16 protein-coding genes, 1 tRNA gene and 1 pseudogene are annotated in these 22,902 nt (G+C 65.2%); 11 read left to right on the plus strand and 7 right to left on the minus strand.

Annotated features, from left to right (window positions below; translation table 11 throughout):
• The first annotated feature begins 29 nt into the window (after window positions 1–29).
• The 3 genes from sphsw_RS07020 to sphsw_RS07030 all read left to right on the plus strand — a co-directional run bounded on the left by sphsw_RS07020 (window position 30) and on the right by sphsw_RS07030 (window position 2,791).
• On the plus strand, window positions 30–1,151 hold the full coding sequence (locus sphsw_RS07020) for an MBL fold metallo-hydrolase (protein ID WP_081874196.1): 1,122 nt from the start codon (window positions 30–32) through the stop codon (window positions 1,149–1,151).
• Between the two features lie 35 nt (window positions 1,152–1,186).
• Window positions 1,187–2,056: a dienelactone hydrolase family protein gene (locus sphsw_RS07025; protein WP_031439981.1), complete on the plus strand. Its 870-nt coding sequence runs from the start codon at window positions 1,187–1,189 to the stop codon at window positions 2,054–2,056.
• A 117-nt stretch (window positions 2,057–2,173) separates the two neighbouring features.
• Window positions 2,174–2,791 carry a glutathione S-transferase family protein gene (locus tag sphsw_RS07030; RefSeq protein WP_031439982.1) on the plus strand — a complete coding sequence of 206 codons (618 nt, stop codon included), beginning with the start codon at window positions 2,174–2,176 and terminating at the stop codon, window positions 2,789–2,791.
• A gap of 210 nt (window positions 2,792–3,001) precedes the next feature.
• Here the strand turns inward: sphsw_RS07030 and sphsw_RS07035 are convergent, their stop codons facing one another.
• Both sphsw_RS07035 and sphsw_RS07040 read right to left on the minus strand, forming a co-directional pair.
• Window positions 3,002–4,591 carry a DEAD/DEAH box helicase gene (locus tag sphsw_RS07035; protein ID WP_031439983.1) on the minus strand — a complete coding sequence of 530 codons (1,590 nt, stop codon included), beginning with the start codon at window positions 4,589–4,591 and terminating at the stop codon, window positions 3,002–3,004.
• 130 nt (window positions 4,592–4,721) lie between these two features.
• Entirely contained in the window at window positions 4,722–5,195 is a 474-nt protein-coding gene (locus sphsw_RS07040; RefSeq protein WP_031439984.1) for a hypothetical protein, read from the minus strand.
• 66 nt (window positions 5,196–5,261) lie between these two features.
• Between sphsw_RS07040 and sphsw_RS07045 the strand changes: the two genes are divergently transcribed.
• Both sphsw_RS07045 and sphsw_RS07050 read left to right on the plus strand, forming a co-directional pair.
• Complete coding sequence (locus tag sphsw_RS07045) at window positions 5,262–6,710, plus strand: FAD-binding oxidoreductase (RefSeq protein WP_031439985.1); 1,449 nt, start codon at window positions 5,262–5,264, stop codon at window positions 6,708–6,710.
• Between the two features lie 64 nt (window positions 6,711–6,774).
• Window positions 6,775–7,542 carry a SapC family protein gene (locus tag sphsw_RS07050; protein ID WP_031439986.1) on the plus strand — a complete coding sequence of 256 codons (768 nt, stop codon included), beginning with the start codon at window positions 6,775–6,777 and terminating at the stop codon, window positions 7,540–7,542.
• Between the two features lie 305 nt (window positions 7,543–7,847).
• On the opposite strand, the gene sphsw_RS07055 is transcribed toward sphsw_RS07050, so the two are convergent.
• On the minus strand, window positions 7,848–8,726 hold the full coding sequence (locus tag sphsw_RS07055) for an N-formylglutamate amidohydrolase (RefSeq protein ID WP_031439987.1): 879 nt from the start codon (window positions 8,724–8,726) through the stop codon (window positions 7,848–7,850).
• 97 nt (window positions 8,727–8,823) lie between these two features.
• Here sphsw_RS07055 and cpdR point away from each other — a divergent pair, with 97 nt between their 5' ends.
• Window positions 8,824–9,201, plus strand: coding sequence for a cell cycle two-component system response regulator CpdR (gene cpdR / locus sphsw_RS07060; RefSeq protein WP_031394969.1), 378 nt, complete (start codon window positions 8,824–8,826; stop codon window positions 9,199–9,201).
• Between the two features lie 44 nt (window positions 9,202–9,245).
• Window positions 9,246–9,320 (plus strand) — tRNA-Val (locus sphsw_RS07065).
• Window positions 9,321–9,509: 189 nt separating this feature from the next.
• On the opposite strand, the gene sphsw_RS07070 is transcribed toward sphsw_RS07065, so the two are convergent.
• Entirely contained in the window at window positions 9,510–10,259 is a 750-nt protein-coding gene (locus sphsw_RS07070) for a TorF family putative porin (protein ID WP_042466742.1), read from the minus strand.
• Window positions 10,256–10,705 (minus strand): hypothetical protein, encoded by a 450-nt coding sequence (locus tag sphsw_RS07075; protein WP_235188315.1) that lies wholly within the window; start codon window positions 10,703–10,705, stop codon window positions 10,256–10,258. Before sphsw_RS07075 ends, sphsw_RS07070 begins: the two co-directional genes overlap by 4 nt.
• A 336-nt stretch (window positions 10,706–11,041) precedes the next feature.
• Here sphsw_RS07075 and sphsw_RS07080 point away from each other — a divergent pair, with 336 nt between their 5' ends.
• The 3 genes from sphsw_RS07080 (at window position 11,042) to alr (ending at window position 15,540) form a co-directional block, all read left to right on the plus strand.
• Window positions 11,042–12,226, plus strand: a complete 1,185-nt coding sequence (locus tag sphsw_RS07080; protein WP_031439990.1) for an acetyl-CoA C-acyltransferase — start codon at window positions 11,042–11,044, stop codon at window positions 12,224–12,226.
• A 112-nt stretch (window positions 12,227–12,338) separates the two neighbouring features.
• Window positions 12,339–14,408 carry a TonB-dependent receptor gene (locus sphsw_RS07085; protein WP_042466743.1) on the plus strand — a complete coding sequence of 690 codons (2,070 nt, stop codon included), beginning with the start codon at window positions 12,339–12,341 and terminating at the stop codon, window positions 14,406–14,408.
• 88 nt (window positions 14,409–14,496) lie between these two features.
• Complete coding sequence (gene alr, locus sphsw_RS07090; RefSeq protein WP_031439992.1) at window positions 14,497–15,540, plus strand: alanine racemase; 1,044 nt, start codon at window positions 14,497–14,499, stop codon at window positions 15,538–15,540.
• Window positions 15,541–15,680: 140 nt separating this feature from the next.
• Here the strand turns inward: alr and sphsw_RS07095 are convergent, their stop codons facing one another.
• Window positions 15,681–18,938 (minus strand): TonB-dependent receptor domain-containing protein, encoded by a 3,258-nt coding sequence (locus tag sphsw_RS07095; protein WP_031439993.1) that lies wholly within the window; start codon window positions 18,936–18,938, stop codon window positions 15,681–15,683.
• Between the two features lie 469 nt (window positions 18,939–19,407).
• On the opposite strand from sphsw_RS07095, the gene sphsw_RS07100 reads away from it, so the two are divergent.
• On the plus strand, window positions 19,408–22,611 hold the full coding sequence (locus tag sphsw_RS07100) for a TonB-dependent receptor domain-containing protein (RefSeq protein ID WP_052380870.1): 3,204 nt from the start codon (window positions 19,408–19,410) through the stop codon (window positions 22,609–22,611).
• A gap of 89 nt (window positions 22,612–22,700) precedes the next feature.
• On the opposite strand, the pseudogene sphsw_RS07105 reads toward sphsw_RS07100, so the two are convergent.
• Window positions 22,701–22,902 (minus strand): annotated as a pseudogene (locus sphsw_RS07105) (acetyl-CoA C-acetyltransferase); the annotation flags it as partial.

A 22,902-nucleotide genomic window follows, 5' to 3' on the forward strand; every position in this document is an offset into this window, starting at 1 on the left:
CAGGGCGTTGAGGGCATGCGGCATGGCTGATGCGCGTGTCGGCCCGGGGACTATCTCTGGCGCCTGGTGGTTGCTACCTGCGGCACATGACGTCGCCGCCGGCTCCACAGGATGAACCGCTAACACACAAGGGGCTGGTCTACCCCTTAGGCCACCGCGAGCCCGAACCCGGTAACGTATTTCGCATCGCTCCCGGCGTTGACTGGGTACGCCTCAAAATTCCCGGTCCGCTGCGCCACGTGAACTGCTGGATGCTCGCCGACGGCGACGGCGACGCGCTCGTTGATACGGGCATGAATACGCCGGAAGCTCGCGACGCGTGGACCGCAATCCTGGCAGGGCCGAAGTCGGGCGTCCGCATCACCCGCGTGATCGGCACGCATTTTCATCCTGATCATATCGGCCTTGCTGGTTGGCTGTGCGAGGCGCACGACGCGGCCCTCGTCATGACCCGGGGCGAATGGTTGACCGCACGAATGCTGGCCGCTGATGCCCGGGATGCCGTTCCTGCCGAAATGCTGGCATTCTGGCGCGGTGCGGGCTGGGACAATACGCAGATCGCGCATGCCAGTGCGAAGGGGTGGGCGGGATTCCGCAAGATCATCACGCCGCTTCCCTTGGGTTACACGCGGATCACCGACGGTGACGTGTTGACGGTAGGCCGCGATGACTGGCAGGTCGTGATCGGGTCGGGCCACAGCCCAGAGCATGCATGCCTTCTCAACGAAGCATCGGGCATCCTGATTGCCGGGGATCAGGTTCTGCCCCGTATCAGCCCGAATATCTCTTTGGGCATCACCGAGCCGCATGCGGATCCGCTGGGCGAATGGTTTGCCGCGATCGCCCGGCTCAAGACATTGCCCGCAGATTTGCTGGTCCTGCCGGGGCATGGCGATCCGTTTACTGGTCTTCATACCAGGCTTGGCGCGATGGATCGTGAGCACCGCGAACGGCTCGACGAACTCGCTGCCTTTCTCGCCGAGCCGCGTCGTGCGGTTGAGTGTTTCGGACGGCTGTTCCGGCGCGCAATCGGCCCCGATCTGCTCGGCATGGCGACGGGTGAAGCGCTCGCGCATCTGCGTCGGCTCGAGGTCGAGGGTCGCGCCGTTCGGGACAGTGTCGATGGCGTGTGGTGGTGGCGCGCAACGTGAGCTAGCATCGGATCAAAGCCGGCAGGAGAGGCCCCATGTGCGACGAGCATACCGCAGACGATAACGAACACTATCTCGCCGCCATGTCGCGGCGCCAGTTCGGCGTGATGACCGGGGCCGCAGGTCTTGCGATGCTGTTGCCCGTGCCGGCCGATGCGAAGCCGATCAGCGGACGCGACGTGTCGATCAAGACGCCCGATGGTCAGGCTGACGCCTATTTCGTCGCGCCGGCCACCGGGGCTTATCCGGGCGTGCTTGTCTGGCCAGACATCATGGGCCTGCGTCCGGCGTTCCGTCAGATGGCCGATCGGCTCGCGCAGTCGGGTTATGCCGTCCTGGTCGTCAATCAATTCTATCGGTCGACCAAGGCACCGTTCCTTAGCCCCGGTGAATCCTACGACCAGCCGGCCGTCCGCGCGCGAATTGCACCCTTTCGTGACGCGCTTACGCCCGAGGCTACGGTCCGTGACGCCAAGTCCTTCACCGCCTTCCTGGATGCGCAACCGCAGGTGGATCACAAGCGTGGTCTGGCGACCACCGGCTATTGCATGGGTGGGCCGATGGTGATCCGCACTGCGGCTGCGGTCTCGGGGCGCATTCGTGCGGGGGCGACGTTTCACGGCGGTGGGTTCGTGACCGACACACCCGATAGCCCGCACCGCCTGATCCCCGCATTAAAAGGCGGCTATCTGATCGCAATAGCGGCGAACGACGATGCGCGCGCGCCGACCGAGAAGGATGTGCTGCGGGCAGCCTTCGCGGCAGCAATGCGTCCGGCGGAAATCGAGGTCTATCCGGAAACGATGCACGGATGGTGCCCGCCCGACAGCAAGGTCTATAATCCGGTGCAGGCGGACCGTGCGTGGGGCCGTATGCTCGCGCTGTTCGCCACGGCGCTGGCGTAGGACACATCGCCGCTTCGTTCGACGGCACAACCCGCTGGGTGCGATCCGCGATCGCATCTTGACGGGACGGCATCGCCATGAGACCATCGTTCACTCTATGTTCTTGAGGGGCGGGCCATGACGTTGACGCTGTATTCGAATCCGATGTCGCGGGGGCGTATTGCTCGCTGGATGCTCGAGGAGACCGGGGTCGCTTACGATACGGTAATGCTCGATTATGCGACGACGATGAAGGCGGCGCCGTATCTTTCGGTCAATCCGATGGGCAAGGTGCCGGCTATCGTCCATGACGGCCACGTCGTTACCGAATGCGGCGCGATCTGCGCCTATCTGGCCGACGCCGTGCCCGAGGCGCAATTGGCGCCGACGGCCGACGAGCGGGCCGACTATTATCGATGGCTATTTTACGCGGCCGGGCCTCTGGAGGCCGCGATTACCAACCGATCGCTCGGCGTGGTCCCGACCGAGACGCAGCAGCGGATGGTCGGTTATGGAAGTTTCGAGGCCGCGATCGCGGGACTTGAGCATGCCGTTGCGGCGCATCCCTATATCGCGGGCGAACGCTTCACGGCAGCCGATGTCTATGTGGGTGCCCAGGTCATATGGGGATTACAGTTCGGCACGATGCCGAAGCTTGCAGCATTCGAGGCCTATGCCGCCCGCCTGACCGGACGCGCGGCCTATCGGCGGGCAGCAGCGCTGGATGATGACGCTATGGCCAAGATGGCGTCATGAGGTTGCGCTATGAGGTCGAATGCCCGATCAGGTGGCCCAGACGCAACCCCCGGCAGCGCCTGTGACCCCATAGCGCGGGCATTCGTCGACTCGGCCACGTACCTCCGCACTCCCAAGGCGATCGCTCCGTGGATCAACGATCAAAACGGCAAGCGCGCTTGTGTCGCTATCGCTCCTATAGTGGGCAAGCCTGAAGCTAAGCTCTCGGCATCACTCGTATCCGCCAATCACGGCATTCAGGAAGCTGGGGAAGGGGCCGTTCCACCCGTCAACCGGCGCGTCGGGCACGGTACTGCGGCGGGTGGCCCGCACGGGATCGACCTTTGGCTCGCGTGCCTGCTCGGGCATGGCGGTCGACGGTGCTGGCGGCACTGTCGGCACCGGGGCCGCGGCAGGACGTTCCGCGACCGGCGCGATGGGCATTGCCGGAGCAACACGTGGAAGCGCAGGCTGTGCGGCTGGGACCGGTTCGTCAATCGGCGTCCGAGCCCAGCGCGATGGTTTCGGCGTGGCAGCGGCCATGGGCGCTGCGATTTCGGCAGCTGCCATCACTTCGTCCTCGACGGCATGGGCAACGACATCGGCACGCGGCACCCGCCGCGTCCGCGACCGCTCGCGCCGCGGTGGCAGCTCTTCATTGCTATCGGACGGCGCGGTAGCCGCCGGAGCCAGCGCTCTCGGCTCGGACAGCTTGAGCCGCTCGATCGTCTGGCCCGTCAGCTTTTCGATATTCTGGATATTCTCGGAATCGTCGGGTGCGACGAAGGTATAAGCGGTGCCCGTCGCGCCCGCACGGCCCGTGCGGCCGATCCGGTGGACATAATCGTCGGGATGCCAAGGCGCGTCATAGTTGAAGACGGTCGACACGCCCTTGATGTCCAGACCACGCGCAGCGACGTCCGAGGCGACGAGGATCGTCACCGCACCGTTCTTGAACAGGTCCAGTTCGGCGAGGCGCTGGGGCTGCTCCATGTCGCCATGGATTTCGCCTGATTTGTAACCCGCCTGCTTCAACACCTTGTTGAGGTCGCGCACGGTCGTCTTGCGATTGCAGAAGATGATCGCGTTGGTGACCTCGTCCTGCGCCAGGATCCGGCGCAGTGTCTCGCGTTTCGCGGTCTGGCTGGCGACCGGGACCAGATACTGCTTGATGTTGAGGTTGGTCGATGCAGGGCGCGAGACCTCGATCGTCTTGGGGTTCGAGAGAAACTTGTCCGCCAACTTCTTGATCGGCGGCGGCATCGTTGCCGAGAATAGCAGCGTCTGGCGCGACTTGGGCAGCTTGGTGCAGATTTCCTCGATGTCGGGGATGAACCCCATGTCGAGCATCCGGTCCGCCTCGTCGATGACCAGCAGCGAACAGCCGTTGAGCATGATCTTGCCGCGGCCGAACAGGTCCATCAGCCGGCCCGGCGTCGCGATCAGGACGTCGACGCCCTTTTCGAGCGCGGCGAGCTGGTCGCCCATCGACACGCCGCCGATGAGCAGCGCCATCGAGAGATGCGAATTGACGCCGTATTTCTCGAAGTTTTCGGCAACTTGCGCGGCCAGTTCGCGGGTCGGCTCAAGGATCAGCGAGCGCGGCATCCTGGCGCGGCTTCGGCCATGGGCAAGAATGTCGATCATCGGCAGCACGAACGACGCGGTCTTGCCGGTGCCCGTCTGGGCGATGCCGATGATGTCGCGCATCATCAGAACCGAAGGGATCGCGCCGGCCTGGATCGGCGTCGGCTCGGTATAGCCGGCGTCAGTGACCGCCTTCAGGAGTTCTTCGGAAAGGCCGAGATCGGCAAAGCTCATTTATATGTCCGGGAAAAGGAGGGCGCGCATTATTCCCTCAAGCGCCCCGCCGCTCGCGGATTTCCAACAAAATGTCAAGGAAAGCGGGTGGCGACACGACGAAAGTCGCACATCACCCCTGCCGTCTTGTCTATTGCTTGAGCTTCAGCGTCTTGAAGTCATCGATTTCGCAGCGCGCGCCGGACCGCATGCGAATCGCGTCGCGGTCGCGACATATCAGACCGTCACCGCTCGGTCGCAGGTAGAATCCCGGATAATAGTCGAGCGGTTTGCAGTCGCCATCAAGCTTCGCGCGCAACCGCGTGCCGTCCTGCATGACGAGATCGACCGAGCCCGGCTGGCCGAGAAAGGCGCCCGCTATCTCCGCGACGGCGACGCATTTGGGTCCCTTGCGCTCTTTCCACTCGCGCGGCTTCGACAAGGGCGCGCTACCGACGGGTTGGGCCGATCGCCTGAACATGCGGGGGACGCGGATGATGATCCGCTCGTGGATCGAGACCTGCGTGATCTCGACGCGCGCGCGCGTCGGCGCGGCGGGGTTCGCCACGGCCGCGAGGGGGGCGGTGAGGGCGAGGAGGGAGGCGGGAAGCGCAGGGTGAATCATGATGTCGCTAAGCAGCGTTAACCGCGATCGTTGAACGGGAGGTGAATTGCGCTTAGCGGCGCAGTCATGACGCCCGAACAGACACAGATGCTCGATGCGCTTGCCCCGCAGCTCGAGCGCAAGTCCATCGTCACCGATGCCGCCGATATCGCCCCCTGGCTGAACGACTGGCGCGGCCGGTTCCATGGTGCAGCCCCGCTGATGCTCGCTCCGTCGTCGGTTGCCGAGGTATCGGCGATCGCCCAGGCCGCGCTGGCGTTCCGCGTCCCGCTGGTACCGCAGGGCGGCAACACGTCGATGGTCGGCGGGGCGACGCCGCCCGCCGATGGCCGTGCCGCCCTGCTGTCCCTGCGCCGTCTCAACCGCATCCGGTCGATCGATGCCGAGGCAGGCCTCGCGGTGGTGGAGGCAGGCGCTATTCTCGCCGATCTCGACGACGCCGCACAGGCGGCCGGCCAGCGCTTCCCGCTGACGCTCGGCGCACGCGGCAGCGCGACGATCGGCGGCCTGGTCTCGACCAATGCCGGCGGCACGCAGGTGCTGCGGTTCGGGACGATGCGCGGGCTGGTCGCAGGGGTCGAGGCGGTGCTGCTCGACGGCAGCGTCCATGACGGCCTGTCTGCGCTGAAGAAGGACAATCGCGGCTACGACATCGATCAGCTGCTCGTCGGATCCGAGGGAACGCTGGCGATCGTCACCGCAGCCACATTGCGGCTGGTGCCAGCCGTGGCCGCACGCGCGGTCGCCTGGGTCGGGGTCTCCGGACCCGACAGCGCGCTCCGGCTGCTCCGCCGCTTGCAGGCGGCGACCGACCGTGTCGAAAGCTTCGAGATCCTGCCGCGTGAAACGCTAGCGGCAGCGGTCGCGCATCTCCCCGGAACGCGTGCGCCGCTCGACGGCGACCATGCCTGGCATGTCCTGATCGAGGCAACCGCACCGTCCATGGACGGCGAAACCCCCGCGGCGCTGCTCGAACGGCTGCTGGGCGCCGCGCTGGAGGCAGGGCAGGCTGAGGATGCCGTGATCGCCGCCAGCGAGGCGCAGGCCGCGGCATTCTGGCGGATCCGTGATTCCCTGTCCGCGGCCGAACGTGCGCTCGGCCCCGCCACCCAGCATGACATCTCGGTCCCGGTCGAGACGATGCCGCGCTTCATGATCGATGCCGCTCGGGCCTGCGAGGCGCGGTTTCCCGGTACGCATGCCAGCGGGTTCGGCCATCTGGGCGACGGCAATGTCCATTTTCACGTCCGCGCCCCGCAGGGCACCGATCCCGCGCGCTGGTATGCCGAGGATGCGCCGGTCGTGACGCGCTTCGTCGACGATCTGGTCGTCGCGGCCGGAGGATCGATCTCCGCGGAGCACGGGATCGGCCAGATGAAGATCGGCGAGCTGGAGCGGTTGTCGTCGCCGGCACGGCTGACGATCCTGCGCGCGGTGAAGACCGCATTCGATCCGCACGGGCTGCTGAACCCCGGCAAGCTCGTCACGCTTGCACGGGCAGGCGTCACGCCATAGAGCCTCGCGCCAATCGCCGGCGTCCTGCCGCCCAGATCCTCTGACGAAACACTGGAGATACATGATGGCCAGCGCACCGCAGCTTCCGCTCTTCTACAACGGCCTAGAGCCGCTTTCGAGCGACACGCACGCCGATTACAAGGTCCGCCCGCAGGCGAGCGCGCCGTTCCTCGTCGGCCAGCATGCGATCCCGATCACCGTCGACGAATTCCCGCTGGTGCAGCGTCACATGCCGATCGTCTTCTCGGTCGGCGACGATGCGATCCCGCTGGCGCTGATGGGCCTCAACGAGGGCGTCAACGTCTTCATCGGCGACGACGGCAAGCTGACCGAGAACACCTTCTACGTTCCCGCCTATATCCGCCGCTATCCGTACATGCTCGCGCGGCTGCATCCCGATGCGCAGGAGCTGTCGCTCTGCTTCGATCCGACGTCGGATGCGCTCGGTGCGTTCGACGAGGGCGACGCGCTGTTCGCGGATGGCGCGCCGACCGAGGTTACCAAGTCGATCCTGGCGTTCAACGAATCGTTCGAACAGGCCGGCGCGCGCACGCAGAACTTCATGAAGGAGCTGCGCGAACTCGGCTTGCTGATGGACGGCGAAGTCTCGATCCAGCCCGACGGTGCCGAGCAGCCCTTCGTCTATCGCGGATTCCAGATGGTCAACGAGGAAAAGCTGATCGACCTGCGCGGCGATGCGCTGCGCAAGATCAGCAAATCGGGCATGCTGCCGCTGCTGTACGCCCACCTGTTCTCGCTCGCGCTGATGCGCGACATCTTCGCGCGCCAGGTTCAGCTCGGCAAGACGCCGCTGCCGCAGCTCGGCGGCTGATCCGCCCGCGCCGACCGATCGCAGTGCGGTCGGTCGGCGCAGCGGATACGGCTCGCTCGCGCGGGAATCCCGGGCTGCGATCGTTGCGGCGCAGAATTTTTCGCGTCGGGGTTGAACCAAAATCCCGCTCGCCCATTTTAGACCTGTACGGCACCGTGTCCCCCCCTTTCGCGGCGTCGTACGGCACGCTTCCAGCGTGCCTCCTCCCTGAACCTTGGCCACCTCGTGCTTCGTGCACGGGGTGGTTTTTTTATGTGCCAGGCTGGGGTCCTGCTGCGGGGAATTGGTGTCGTTAACGCTGGCCCTTATTCGGCCGCTGCGGCCCGGGTGGTGGCCGATGCGCCCATGGCCCGCGCCTCGTTCGTCAAGGTCGTGAGAAGGGCCTTGAGCAGCCGCACCGTCGCATCCACGCCGGTGCCCAGCCCGTCAAACTGGCGATCCAGATAGAGCGATCGATCAAATTCGAGCTGGATCGCGTGGATCCCCGCAGCGGGACGTGCGTGCCGTTCGAGGATATGCCCTCCGGCATAGGGCGCGTTGCGGGCGCAGGGCAGGCCGGTGTCCGCGATCTCGGTCTCGAGCCGGGTGAGAAAGCGAGGATCGGCGCTGCGGCCGAAACGGTCCCCCAGGACGATCCGGGGCGGGCTGCCGCCCGGTACGCCCGCCGCCGACAGCGGCGGCATCGAATGGACGTCGAGGAGGATCGCGATCCCGAACCGCGCCTGCGCTGCGGCCAACGCGTCGTGCACCGCGTCATGATAGGGGCGGTGGTCGTTGGCGATCCGGCTGGAGATGTCCGCGTCGGTAAACCGGCGCCGCCAGAGGTCTGGCGCGGCGGCCGCCCGACGCGGGACCAGGCCGAGGCCGCTTCGCAGCTTGGCGGAGGGTTGAGGCTGCGCCATCGGGTTCGCCCCCTCGTCCACGCGCGGATCACGTTCGGCCTCGCTGCGGTTCAGGTCGATCCAGGCGCGCGCCCGGGTCTGCACGATCATCGTCTCGACCGTCCGTGCCCGGGTGGCAACGATGTCGATATGACGGTCCTCGAGCGCCACGACGGTGTCGAACGGGACGCGTAACGCCTCGCGCAAGGCGGGCGGATAGTCGCGCCCGGCATGCGGTACCGACATCACCACCGGGCTGGCAGGCGGCAGGTCGCCGAAGCGCGTGAACGAAGGAGACTGCATGCGGAAAAGCGTAGGGCGCATTGCATGAACGGGCAAACGATCTGGAAATCTTAACTGCTTATGGAGTAACGGACCGCTAAATCACGGGAATATATCGATGTTGCGAATCCTGCTGGCCGAGGATGATCAGGTCATGCGCGAATATCTTACCCGCGCCTTGCAGCGATCGGGGTATGCAGTGACCGCGGTCGACCGTGGCACCGCGGCGATTCCGCTGCTCGAGACCGAGACGTTCGACCTGCTGCTGACCGATATCGTGATGCCCGAGATGGACGGCATCGAGCTGGCACAGCGTGCCGGCGAGCTCTGCAAGAATCTTCGCGTCATGTTCATCACCGGCTTTGCGGCGGTCACGCTGAAGGCGGGCAAGACGATGCCGCAGGCGCGCGTGCTGTCCAAACCCTTCCATCTCCGCGACCTGGTGGCCGAGGTCGATCGGCTGTTCGAGATGGATAATGCAACAAGCTTCAATTGAGCGCTTGCGCCCCGCGATAAGCGCGGCTAGTGGAGCGCTCCGGCGGGCGTGTAGCTCAGTGGTAGAGCACTGTGTTGACATCGCAGGGGTCGCAAGTTCAATCCTTGCCACGCCCACCATGGAATTGACCCTACCCGGTCTTTCTCGTCTTTGCAGACAGAAAGCCGGGTAGGGATAATTCGAAGCAGAGGATGTCCTCAGGGACTTCCGGGCTTCCCAAACCCCATCATGTCATTTCTGAATCTTCGTGAGCACGGCCCTTCAAGGGGGCCGGACTCGGGAGCGCGGATCAGTGCGCTCCCGCGGGATCAGAAGCCCAGCCGCGCGCGGGCGACGATCCGGTCGCCGCTGTGTCGCGCATCCGCAAACGGGCCGGTCGCATCGGCGCGTGCGATGTCGGTGCCGATATAATCGACCCCGAGCGTCAGCGGCCCCTGCTGGCGTTCGACGCCAAACCGCCAATCGGTATAGCTGCCACCGGGACGCAGCCGCTGTATGCGCAGCGGATCCGTCGTGGTGCCCGAGGAGTGCCCGATACCTGCCAGCAGCGTGTAGGGCGTCCCGGGGATCCCGGCATCGGCATTCGCATAAAGATAGACGTTGCTGCCCCCCAGCGCATCCTGCGACGGGGCGAATTCGATCCCGCCGACCAGACGGGCCGGACCATAGCTGTACCGCGCGGACGCGCCGATCTCGGCATAGTCCATCCCGGTGCGCGCGCCGGCGAACAGATGCCCGGTCGCGGACGTCCGGAGCGTGACTGCGCCCAGATCCCACCCGGTTGCCAGCATGACGTCGACGACCGCGTCGGCGCCCGCGTGGCGGTCGGCGTTGCGGAGCGTCGTCACGCGCGCTGTCGCGTCGATCCTGCCGAGCGAGGCCGCCGCATCCGCGGACAGTACCGCGCGGCCCTCGCTCCAACTGAGCCCGCGGCGTGCCTCGTCGGTGGCGACCTCGATCCCGCCGGAGGGCGCGACCTGTGCCCGCACGGACGTTGGGAGAAAGGCTGCCGTGCTGCACAGGGTCAGCGCGAGTGTATGCGTGAAGGGGCGCGTCATCCTGCGGCCAACGCTCCGTGGATCTGATCGAGTTCGGCGCGGAGTACGTCATGGTCTTCCTGTGCCATCGCGGTCACGTCCTGATGCAGGTCGCGCGTCTTCGCGGCGACCTCGCGCGCGATCGCGGCGCGGCTGCTGCTGCACCATCCCGGCTGGTGGCCCGCCGCGACGCCATCGCGCGCGAAGTTGCGCGTCATCAACGTGCCAGAAGACGCCTTGGCGTGCCGGTCGACGATCATGTTGGCGGTCCAGGCACAACGCAGCGTCGAGGATTGCCCCGCGGGTGCGACCGCGCCGATCTGGCGGTGTTCGATGACGACCGCGCCGCGATAACGGACCTCCACGGGGCCGCTGTGATGATCGACTCGCGTCGTGTGTTCGATGGTCGGTGCGGCCATGGCGGCGGCGGTCGCGAGCGCGAGGCCGGCGAGCAACATATGGGTCATGTTCGTCTCCTTTCGGGTCCCGGCTTATGCTGGCCGGTGACGCTTCCAAGTCTGGGCACGGTCGATTGACCATGCCCTTTGAACGCGCGCGTCTGGCGGTTCGTTGCGCCGGTACCGCGTCGGGCCGGGGGTGCGACGTCCTGCGTGCGGCAATTCGGGGCAGCGCGCCACGGCGGCGCGGTGGTGTTGACACACCATTTACCGCGGGTATGGCAGGGCGCTCAGAGCGTCGGTTGCAGCGACTTTGGATGATCCGGTATGGTCCGCGCCCGTGCGCGGCGACGCCGGCCCCGGTCCACTGGCGCACGCCGCATGCCGTTTACAGGAACGATCACCATGACCGACGATCCGATCATCATCGCCAGCTATGCCCGCACCCCGATGGGTGGATTCCAGGGGGCCCTGTCAGGGGTTACCGCGACCGAACTCGGCGCGACCGCGGTCAAGGCGGCGGTCGAGCGCGCACGGGTCGACCCGGCGGTGATCGACCGTATCTATATGGGCTGCGTCCTGCCTGCCGGGCTGGGCCAGGCGCCTGCACGCCAGGCGGCGCTCGGCGCGGGGCTGCCCAATTCGGTCGAGGCCACGACGATCAACAAGATGTGCGGATCCGGAATGCAGGCCGCGATCATGGGGTTCGAGGCGCTTGCCGCCGGGACCGTCGACGTGGTCGTTGCGGGCGGAATGGAAAGCATGACGAATGCGCCCTTCCTGCTCGCCAAGCATCGCGGCGGCGCGCGGATCGGCCATGACGTCGTATCTGATTCGATGATGCTGGACGGTCTCGAGGATGCCTATGAGAAGGGCAAGCCGATGGGCGCCTTCGCCGAGGACACGGCCGGCGCCTATCAGTTCACACGGGCGGACCAGGACGCGTTCGCGCTTGAAAGCCTGGCGCGGGCGAGCGCAGCGGTCACCGGGGGGCATTTCCGCGACGAGGTCGTGCCGGTGACGGTCAAGACGCGCGGCGGTGACGTCGCGGTCGTCGAGGACGAGCAACCGGGCAAGGCAAAGCCCGAGAAGATCCCGGGCCTGCGCCCCGCCTTTGCCAAGGACGGGACGATCACCGCGGCGACCTCGGCGTCCATCTCGGACGGTGCTGCGGCACTGGTCCTGACGCGTGCGAGCGTCGCCGCGCGGCTGGGGCTGGCGCAGGAGGCGCGGATCGTCGCGACCGCCGCGCATGCGCACGCCCCCGCGCAGTTCACGACCGCACCCGTCTCGGCGATCCGCAAGGTGCTCGACCGCGCGGGCTGGTCGGTCGGGGACGTCGATCTGTTCGAGGTGAACGAGGCGTTCGCGACGGTGGCGATGATCGCGATGCGCGACCTCGCAATCCCGCGCGACCGGTTGAACGTCAATGGCGGCGCCACCGCGCTCGGCCATCCGATCGGTGCAAGCGGCGCGCGGATCATCGCCACGCTGGTCGCCGCACTCAAGGCGCGGGGTCTGCGCAAGGGCGTGGCGGCGTTGTGCATCGGTGGCGGCGAGGCGACGGCGGTCGCGGTCGAACTGGTCTGACGCAGCCCGGCGGGGGCGGGGCAGTGCATGCGTGCCCCCGCCTTTGCCTTGGTGTCAGGTCTTTGGCGAAAGAGGCTTTTCGCCGGCGGTGCAATGCTGGCATGAGCCCGCGATGACCATTATCGCGCGATCGCGTTGCCTGTCCGCCGCCCTTCTCCTTCCGCTCGCGCTCCCGACGCCGGGCATCGCGCAGAACGTCGCCCCATCGCCCGTCATTGAGACGCCGCCGGTGATCGTCGTCACCGGGCGCGGCCTGGCGGATGCACCCGGCGACCGGGTCTATGACATCGTCACGATCGAGCGCGACCGTATCCAGTCGAGCGCCAGCAATCGGCTGGAAACCGTGCTCGCCGATGTCGCGGGCCTGCAGCAGTTCCGCCGCTCGGATTCGCGCAGCGCCAATCCGACCAGCCAGGGCATTTCGCTGCGCGGCATCGGCGGCAATGCGTCAAGCCGCGCGCTGCTGCTGTTCGACGGCGTCCCGCAGGCCGACCCGTTCGGCGGCTGGGTCGCGTTTCCCGCCTATGCGACGGGCCGGCTGGGCCGGATCCGCGTCACGCGTGGTGGCGGCAGCGGCTATCAGGGGCCGGGCGCGCTGGCGGGCACCGTCGAGCTCGAAAGCGCCAGGCCCGACCAGCTGACCCCGTTCCAGGCGGGCATCGCCTATGGCAGCCGCGATTCGGTCGACGCGCAGGCCTCCGCGGCGCTGGTCCGCGACAGCGGTTTCGCAGTCGTATCGGGGGCCTATGCGCGCGGCGACGGCTTCACGCCGACGGTCGCGGGGTCGCGCGGCGCGGTCGATCGCCCGGCGCCGTATGAACAGGCGTCGGGCGCCGTGCGCACGGTGATCGCCGTCGACGCGACCACCGAGCTGCAGCTGAACGCGAGCGCCTTCACCGACACGCGCGACCGCGGCAGCGATTTCACCGCCAATCGCAGCGAGGGCGCGGATGCCAGCCTGCGACTGGTCGGGCGAGGACGCTGGGGCTATTCGCTGCTCGGTTATCTTCAGACCCGCGCCTTTGCCTCGAGCTTCGGCAGCATCAACGCGGCACGCAGCACGACCACCCAGTCGCTCGACCAGTATAATACGCCCGCGACGGGGCTCGGTGCGCGGTTCGAACTCCTGCCGCCGCTTGGTGAGGCGATCACGCTGCGGCTTGGTGCGGACATTCGCGACGTGAGCGGCAAGACGCAGGAGCTGTTCTTTTTTGCCGGCGGCAATCCGACCCGGCGACGCGAGGCGGGCGGCAGCTCGACCACGTCGGGGCTGTTCGCGGACGGCAGCCTCGTCGCGGGCGATGTGACGTTCAGCCTTGGCGGGCGGATCGACCGCTGGACGATCGACCAGGGGTATCTGTCGGAACGACCGCTTGCCGGGGGGCTGCCGGTCACCGACCTGCGCTATGCCGATCGGGAGGGCACCGAAACGACGGGCCGCGCGGGGATCGCCTATCGTCCCGTCGACGCGGTTACGTTCCGCGTCGCGGGCTATCGCGGTTGGCGGCTGCCGACGCTCAACGAACTCTATCGCCCGTTCCGCGTCGGCAACGACACGACCGCGGCCAATGCGCTGCTGTCGCCAGAGCGGCTGACCGGGGTCGAGGGTGGGGTCACGCTGGCGCCCGCGCCGGGGGGCAGCATCGCCGCGACCTATTTCTACAACAGGCTGAAGGACGCGATCGCCAACGTCACGCTGTCGTCGACCGCCACCAGCGCGTCGCGCGTCCGCCGCAACCTCGACGCGATCCGCGCGCATGGGTTCGAGATCGATGCCGCGTATCGCCCCGGCCCGGTCGGCGTCCAGGCCTCGTGGTCGCACGTCAATTCGACCGTGGACGCCTCGGCCGCCGCGATCGCGCTCGACGGGCTGCGTCCGGCCCAGACGCCGCGCGACCAGGTATCGGCGACGATCGACTGGCGACGCGATGCCGCCGCCGCATCGCTGACGGTGCGCCATGTCGCGCGCCAGTTCGACGACGATCAGAACAGCCGCAGCCTCGATCCCGCGACCACGCTCGACGCCTATGCGGCCTATCCGATTACCCGCGCGCTGGTCGTCGAGGCGCGCGCGGAAAACCTGTTCGATGAAACGGTCGAGGCGGGGATCAGCAGCGGTACGATTGTCGAGCGTGCAACGCCGCGCACGCTCTGGATCGGGCTGCGCTACGCCATGCGGTAACGGACGGATCGGGGCCGGGCGAGGGCGGGGAGACGGGAAGGTCATCGACGATGCCGCGCGAGCGCTCTATCCCGCGCGGGTGATCGATATTCCCGCCCCGCTCCGCCTGCGCCTCGACGGCGACGCTCTTGTCCGCAACTGGCAGACGCTCGACCGCATGAGTGGCCGCGCCGCGTGTGGGGCGGCGGTCAAGGCGAACGGCTATGGTCTGGGCGCGGTCGAGGTCGCGCAGCGTCTCGCGGGGGCGGGGTGTCGCGACTTCTTCGTCTCCAACTGGCGCGAGGCGGTCGAGCTGGCACCGCTCGGCCTCGCGGTGTCCGTCCTGCACGGCGTCCGTGACGAAGACATGGCGGCTGCCCGCGCCGGGGTCGGGCGTCCGGTGCTGAACACGCCCGCACAGGTCTCGCGCTGGAAGGCCGGGGGCGGGGGCGCGTGCGACGTCATGGTCGACACGGGGATGAACCGCCTCGGCGTGTCCGCGCAGGATATCGCCGACGGACTGCTCGACGGACTGACGATCGAGACGCTGATGAGCCATCTCGCCTGCGCCGATGAGGACGCGGCGATGAACGCGCTGCAGCGCGATCGGTTCGCGGCGTTGCAGGGCATGACGGGCGCGCGGCGGATGAGTCTCGCCAATTCCGCAGGGATCGCGCTGGGGCACGATTATGCGTTTGATCTGACACGGCCGGGATTGGCGGTGTATGGCGGGGTGCCGCGAGGGGAACTGGGCGAAGTGATCACGCCGGTGGTTTATCCCGAGGCGGAGATCCTGCAGGTCCGGCGGGTGCGCGCAGGCGACGCGGTCGGGTATAATGCGACATGGACCGCGAAGGCCGACACCGATGTCGCGGTTGTCAATCTTGGATATGCCGACGGGTATTTCCGGGGATTTTCCAATTGCGGCACCGCATGGCATGGCCAGGACCGGCTCGCAGTGATCGGCCGGGTCTCGATGGATCTCGTCGCGATCGACGTGACCTCGGCGACTGCTAGCGAGGGGGACTGGATCGCCTTTGACCCAGCCTTGCCGGATGCGGCCGTCGTGTCGGGAATGTCGCAATATGAACTGCTGACCGCGATGGGCACCAGGTTCCAGCGCGTTTGGGACGCGCCGCGTATATCTGCGTGACGCCCCGCGCGGGCAAGGCGCGGCACTAGGTCACGGCAAGCACCGCATAGGTGTCCGCGGACCGGCGGGTTACAAAAAAAGGGGCGGTGGAAATCACCGCCCCCCAAGGGATAGCGTTTGTCGCGAAAATCGCGATCAGGTCAGAACTTCGCCTGGAACCCGGCGTAGAATTTGCGGCCCAGCGGCTCGAAGATCGCGGTGCCGGCGCCGATGCCCGTCGAGCCCAGTGGCGGGAGGCGGTCGGTCAGGTTGTCGATGCCGAAGTAGAAGTTCGTTTCGCGCGTGACGTTCACGCCGAACTTCACGTCCATGTAGAACACGTCGGGGTAGTAGGGGATGTCGAAATCGTCGAGGTTCTGCGGGACGCGGCCTTGGAACGACTGACGGTTCTCGGCGGCCCCGACCGACTGCTTCGTGATGTAACGCATCTGCAGGTTGCCGAAGACCGAGCCGAAATCAGCGCCAAGGTTCCAGTTGACCTGATCCTTGGGCGTTCCAACTTCGCCGACCGTCGTGTCAGCAAAGCCCGGCTGCGTCGGGTCGGTGAACGAGCTGTTGGTCAGCACGTGCGTGTAGATGATGTGGCTGTTCAGGCGAACATCGCCAAAGGTGTGCGTGTAGTTCAGGTCGACGTCGATACCGCGAACCTGCAGCTTTGCATAGTTGAGCAAGGTCTGCTGAAGGCTGCCCTCGACGATGCGATACTGCTCTTCACCGACAGCACCGGTCTGACCCGCGGGAACGCGAGTGAAGAGCGAGCAGAACTGGTTGCCGGTCGTTGGCGAATCGTAGCAGCTGTTGATGATGCCCTGCGCCGATGGCGCGGTGATCACATTGTTGACCTTGATGTTGTAGTAATCGACCGACAGCGTCAGGCCCGGGATAAACCTGGGCTGGAGCAGCACGCCATAGGTGTAGGAATCCGACTTTTCGACGTCGAGTTGCGGATTGCCGCCGCTGACAATCTCCAGCGTCTGTGCGTAGACATAGTCGTAGGTGGTCGGAATGCCCGCCGCGGCGCAATTGCCGGCCCGGAACTGCGTGCCCCCCGCGACGTTTCGCGCCGAGCACGGATCTGTGACGGTGGCGAAGTTCTGCGATTGCGGCGAGTAGAGATCGGACAGGTTGGGCGCACGGACCGAGCGAGAATAGTTTCCGCGGAAACGGATCCCATCGATCGGCGTATAGGTCGCGTTGCCGCTATATGCGTAAACCGTGCCCGCCGAGCCCTTGTAATCCGACACGCGGCCCGAACCGCTCAGTGTCAGCTCGCGGATGAGCGTGATGTCCTTCAACAGCGGTATGCGGATTTCGCCATACGCTTCCTTGACCTCGAACGAGGTCGGGTCGAACTTTCCGATCGCGTTGTAAAAGGTATAGCCTGACGAGACCAAGGGATCCTGCTCGTAGAAGGCCGTCTCGCGCCGGTATTCGCCGCCGACCGAGAAGCCGATGTCGCCGCCGGGCAGGCTGAACAGCTGGCTCAGATCGCCGGAGACGAAGCCGTTGATGTCAAGCTGCGTGATCTTGCCACTCGAGACCGTGTCCTGAAGGACGTAGTTCTTGGCCGCCTGCGAGATATTCCCGGTGCCGAACGGATTGAGCGGCTGGCAGGCGGCGATATCCGCCGCCTGGACGGCTGCGTTTCCGGCGATGTCGCCGCCGAAGGACGCATCGGCGCGCGCCTGACCCGTACCCGGCAGCTGCGATCCGCAGATGATCTGGCCGTTTGCCGGATTGGTGACGGCGTCGAGGGCAAGCACCATGCGCTGCTGGTTCAGATTGCCCATGACCTTCGTCTTTTCGCGGAACTCGCCATAGTTCCCCGCAAGCTCATAGTGCCAGTCGTCGTTGAACGTGCCCCGGACACCGCCGACAAGACGGTAGGTTTCGCGCCGCGCGGCTTCGGTGCGGACGCCCAGATCGGTGAGGTTCTTGCGCAGGATGAAGCGGAAGGACCCGTTGTTGATCGCGGTGATGTTCGCGGCCGTGAGCGGTGCGTTGGTGGTCGGATTGATACCGCTTGCGAGGATCTGCGCAGCGATGGTGTTGCGCGCATCGGCCGAAAGATAGGGGTTATCAAGTCGCGGCCGCTCGTAGAGAAGGTCCAGCGTTTGGCCGGTGAAGAAGGCCGGTCCCGAGCTCCCCTGTCCGACCGAATCGGTGCGCGAATACTTGGCCTCGATGAACGGGACGAAGGCGTCCGATACCTCGAAATGGCCGATGAGATTGGCCGAGTACCGGTTAAGTTCTGGCAGGATCTGAATCAGCTGCCCTTCACGGCGCGTGTCGCCATTGCCACCAATATAGGATCCCGCCGGAACCGCGCTGGCGCGGAAGGGGTTGGTCGCGCTGCCCGTGCCGGCCGTCGCGGCAAGACCGACGCGCGACCCCGTCTCCTGCGCGAGGGCGCCGGACGACTGGAACAGGAAGTTGCACGAGAAGGGGCGTCCGGCATTGTTGAACGTCGCCGTCGGCGTGTTGTCGCGCCCGCAAGCGCCGGTCGGGCTTGCAAAGGCGACCAGGCCGCCGGCCGAGATCGTTGCCGACCGGATATCGCGGAAGAACACCGAATCCGGAATGCCGTCAGAGTTCAGGCTCGTCTGACCGTTAGCGACACCAGCGGCGTCCGAATCGGTGGCGATGAAGCCGTTGGCCTGGCGCAGATAGTCGCGCTGCGACGCGTAGAGCGCATTCTGCCGCGAATATTCCAGATTGACCGCGAGGTTGCCGCGACCGTCGGCGAAATTCTTGCCCGCCAGGACGCTGCCGAAATAGGACCCGGCATCGCCACGCTCGCTGATCGCACCCTGGCCGCGGACCTGCAGACCCTCGTAATTGTCCTTCAGGATGAAGTTGACGACGCCGGCCAGCGCGTCCGATCCGTAGACGCCCGAATTGCCGCCCGTCACAAGATCGACGGACTGGATCAGGTCAGTCGGGATCGTGTTGGTGTCGACCGATACGGCGTTGTTGAGGATGTCGGACCCGACATGCCGGCGACCGTTGACGAGCACGAGCGTGCGCTGCGTTCCAAGGCCGCGCAGATCGAGCAGGTTGAGGCCGGCCGTGCCGAGGAAGCGGGTCGAGTTCGCCTGGCTATAGGTGCTCTGGAGCTGCGGCAGATCGTTCAGGACGTCGCCGATCGACGTCTTGGCGGTCGTCGTCAGTTCGACCGCACTGATCGTGCTCACGGGAACCGCGGATTCGCCGTTCGGGCTGGCGATGCGCGACCCGGTGACGAGGATTTCGTCGTTCGCAGGCTGTGACGCTTCGCGCTGGGGTGCTTCCGCAACAGGTGCGACCTGATCCGGTGCGGTTTGTGCCAGCGCAGTGCCGGGCAGTGCCGCAAGCGCGCCGACGATCGCCGTCGCGCCCAGAAAGCGAGAAAATTTCATAAAACCCCTTTGCGTTGGCATTTATGCCCTATTCGATGGCGAGAGGGTGACGCCATGCGATTGGCCGCGCAATTGGTTTATTGCTGCAGCATGAACGGAAGTCCGAGTTTTCACAAAACTGTAGCGTTCACGCAACAATTCGACACATCCCCTTCCATATTCCATGTTGTGAACTCGAAGAGGCGAGGTGGCGTTATCACCGCAGCGAGGCGATAGCGGCCGTGTCGTTGTCAACGAGGCTCACAGCTTCCGCCGTGCGATCGCAAACCACAGGGTTTAAACCAAAATACACCCAAGCGGCTTTGCGGAGGTTTTTAACAACAAACATAGATCATAAAGCGACATATTGTGACAAATATGTTGCATTCTTACAACGCGTGCGGCGCCAAATGACAATTTCGTCATGTAACGGTCGATCTTCGTCCGATGTCTCCCTAGAAAATCACGTGTTCACAGGGGGATATAACTAATGCGATGCAATCTGCTCGTTCGCGTATCCGCGCTTGCCGTCTTGGCCGCGGGATTTTCCGGCACCGCCTATTCACAAACCTCGACCACCCCTGAATGCACGCCCGGCCAGGAGCGTCTCGCCGATGGGTCGCTGTGCGCGCCGGTCGCGGGCGAGCCGGCGGTGGGCGCCGATGGCGCAACGCGGCGCGAGTCCGCCCCCGAAGAGATCACCGTCACCGGATCGCGTATCCGGCTTCCGAACGTCGAAGGCACCGTGCCGATCACGGTGATCAACAATCAGTATCTGTCCAATCGCGGCCTGACCAATGCTGCCGATGCGCTGAACGAGACGCCGGGCATTCGCGGCAGCATCACCCCCGCAGGCGCGCAGGGTTCGTTTGGCCAAGGCGTCAATTTCATCAACGGACTTGGGCTGGGTTCGAACCGGACGCTGACGCTGATCAACGGCCGCCGCTCGGTATCGTCCAACGTGACGACGATCTTCAACCAGGGCGGCGCAGGGACGCAGGTCGACGTCAACGTCATTCCGACGCTGTTGCTCGACCGTATCGAACAGATCTCGACGGTCGGGGCGACCACCTATGGTTCAGACGCGATTGCCTCAACGGTCAATTTTATTCTCGACACCCGCCTAAAGGGCGTTCGCTACACCGCATTGAGTGGTATCACCGAAGAAGGGGACGCATTCCGTTACAACCTAGCGCTGGCGGGCGGCTTCGACTTTGACGATGGCCGCGGTAACATCACGCTGGCCTATACGCGCGACTATCAAAAGGGCTTGCTGTACAATTCGCGTGGTTTCCTTCGCGACAATATCGGATCGGCCGACAATCCCTCGACAGCGCAGTCCGCACAGCTCGGCCGCCCTGCTGGTACGACCACCGCAAATGACGGCCGGGTGAATACAGGAATCGGTTTCAATGATTCCGGAACTGACGGATTTCCCGGATCGATCCTGGTACGCGACCGGACGTTGCCGTTGCTGACCGGTGGAGGTCTGATCACGTCGGCCTTCGCCAACGCGAACGGGACCGGCTCAGTCGCGGCGGCAGTGCAGAATTATCAGTTCGACCGCAGCGGCAATCTCGTGCCCTTCAACCGGGGTATCCGGTTCGTGAGCGTCCAGCAGGGCAGCGGCGGCGACGGGTTCCGCTTCAACGATTATTCGCAGATCACCAGCGATCTGCGGCGCAACGTGTTTAATGGCTTTGCCGGTTACGACTTTTCCGATGCGTTCAAGGTCTTCATCGAGGCAACCTATTTCCAGTCGCGCGGTGACGAACTGGTTCAGCAGCCGACCTTCAACAGCAGCCTGTTCGGCGGTCTCAGCGGCGCGCTGACGTTCACGAGCGCAAGCCCGTTCCTGACGGATCAGGCGCGCGCGCAGCTAACGGCGCTCGGCGTCCAGCGGTTCCAGGTCTCGCGTGCGTCGCTCGATCTGGCCGACCTGACGGGCTTCTCGACCAACAAGCAATATCGTGCCGTCGCCGGCGTCCGCGGCAATTTCAATGTTGGTGGTCGTCGTTTTAATTATGAAGCCAGCAGCAACATCGGTCGGGTCGATATTCGCGATACCCGACAGGACATCAACGCCCAGCGGTTCATCAATGCGGTGAACGTCACGCGGAACGCTGCGGGGCAGATCGTGTGCACGGCAACCCCGTTGGTGCAGGCCGCACCTGGCGGTACGCCAGTCGCAGACGCCGCCTGCGTGCCGCTCAACCTGTTGGGTGAAGGTCTTTCGAGCCCGGAGGCACGGTCGTACATCGTATCCGAGAACATCACGAGGAGCCGGCTCGAACAGATCGTTTACAACGTCAATGTCGGCGGCAGCCCGTTCGACCTGTTCGGCAACGAGACCGGCTTGAACCTGGGCTATGAGCATCGCGAGGAGCGCGGCAGCTTCACCCCCAGCACCTTCGAGCAACTGGGGCAGGGGCGTGCTGTCGCCATTCTTCCGGTCGCGGGACGATACAATGTTGACGAGGTGTTCGGCGAAGTCATCCTTCCGATCGTCACGGCGCAGAACGGGTTGTCGTTCCTGCATTCGCTTCAGCTGAATGCCAGCGGCCGTCACGTCAACAACACCGTCAATGGCGGTTTCACGGCCTATGCAGGCGGCGTGTCGTTCGCGCCGATCCGGGATATCGCGCTGCGCGGCAATTATACGAAGTCGTTCCGCGCACCTGCCATCACCGAGCTGTTCTCCCCCGTTGCGAACGTGTTCACCACGGTTCCCGACCTGTGTTCGCCTGCCAACATCAATGCCGGTGCCGCGCCCGAAAACCGTGCCCGCAACTGCGCGGCCTTCCTGTCGGCATTCCCGAATGCCACGCCACTGGATGCCGCAGCCGCCACCGTCCCGGGACGCAACGGGGGCAATGTCGGGCTTGCGAATGAAGTGGCGAAGAGCTTCACCTATGGTGTCGTTCTGCAGCCGCGTTTCATTCCCAACCTGACGCTGACGGTCGATTATGTGAACATCAAGATCTCGGATCCAATTGCCAGCCTGACGGTCGCGCAGATCGCATCGGCGTGTTTCGACAATTCGACGTTCAACGCCGCCGATCCGGCGAACGGCAATGCGTTCTGCTCACAAATCCGACGCTATGCACAGGGACAAGGCGGCGCATCGGCGAACGGTGGCAACAATGGCGGCCAGGTGGTCAACGACCCCCTAAACCCGGGTGTCGGAAGTGGTTTCGTCAATGGAAACAAGATCAAGTTCGAAGGGATCCAGTCCGAACTCACTTATAATCGTTCGTTGTCGGGGCTGGGCATTCCTGGCTCGGTCGGGATGCGGGGAAATCTGTTCGTCTCGCTGAAGCGCATCAACGACATCACCGGCGTTGCCCCCGTGCGGACCGACGGAACGCTGGGCGATCCGACGTTTCAGGGCCAGTACAACCTTTCCTATTTTCATGACGACTTCGGCATCTCGACTTCGTTCAACTATACCGGCGAAGCGCTTTTCTCTCGTGTCAGCCGTGGTGCCGATCTTCGCGAAATCGACAAGCTCAAGGATTTCGTGACGGTCAATCCGAGCGTCTACATAAACGCAAGTGATCGTTTCCGGGTTACCTTTGCCGTGACCAACCTGTTCAACAGGGTCGGCGAAAAGTACAACGGGATCATCATCCCGGCGAGCTATAGTGACCTGATCGGTCGCCGGTTCGCGGTGAGCGTTGCCGGTAAGTTCTGACCGGGCGATAATATGAAAAAGGGGGCCGCTCGTCTTACCGAGCGGCCCCCTTTATTCGTTTGAGGCTTATAAGTGCGGCAACGGCAGTCTCACCGTTCGAGGCACATGGCGATTCCCATGCCGCCGCCGATGCACAGCGTCGCCAGCCCCTTGCGGGCGTCGCGCTTCTCCATCTCGTAGATCAGCGTCGTCAGCACACGCGCGCCGCTGGCGCCGATGGGGTGGCCGATCGCGATCGCGCCGCCATTGACGTTGACCTTGTCGGCATCCCAGCCGAGCTCCTTGCCGACC

Origin of the sequence: Sphingomonas sp. FUKUSWIS1 (assembly GCF_000733135.1) — a bacterium.
GTDB lineage: Bacteria > Pseudomonadota > Alphaproteobacteria > Sphingomonadales > Sphingomonadaceae > Sphingomonas > Sphingomonas aerolata.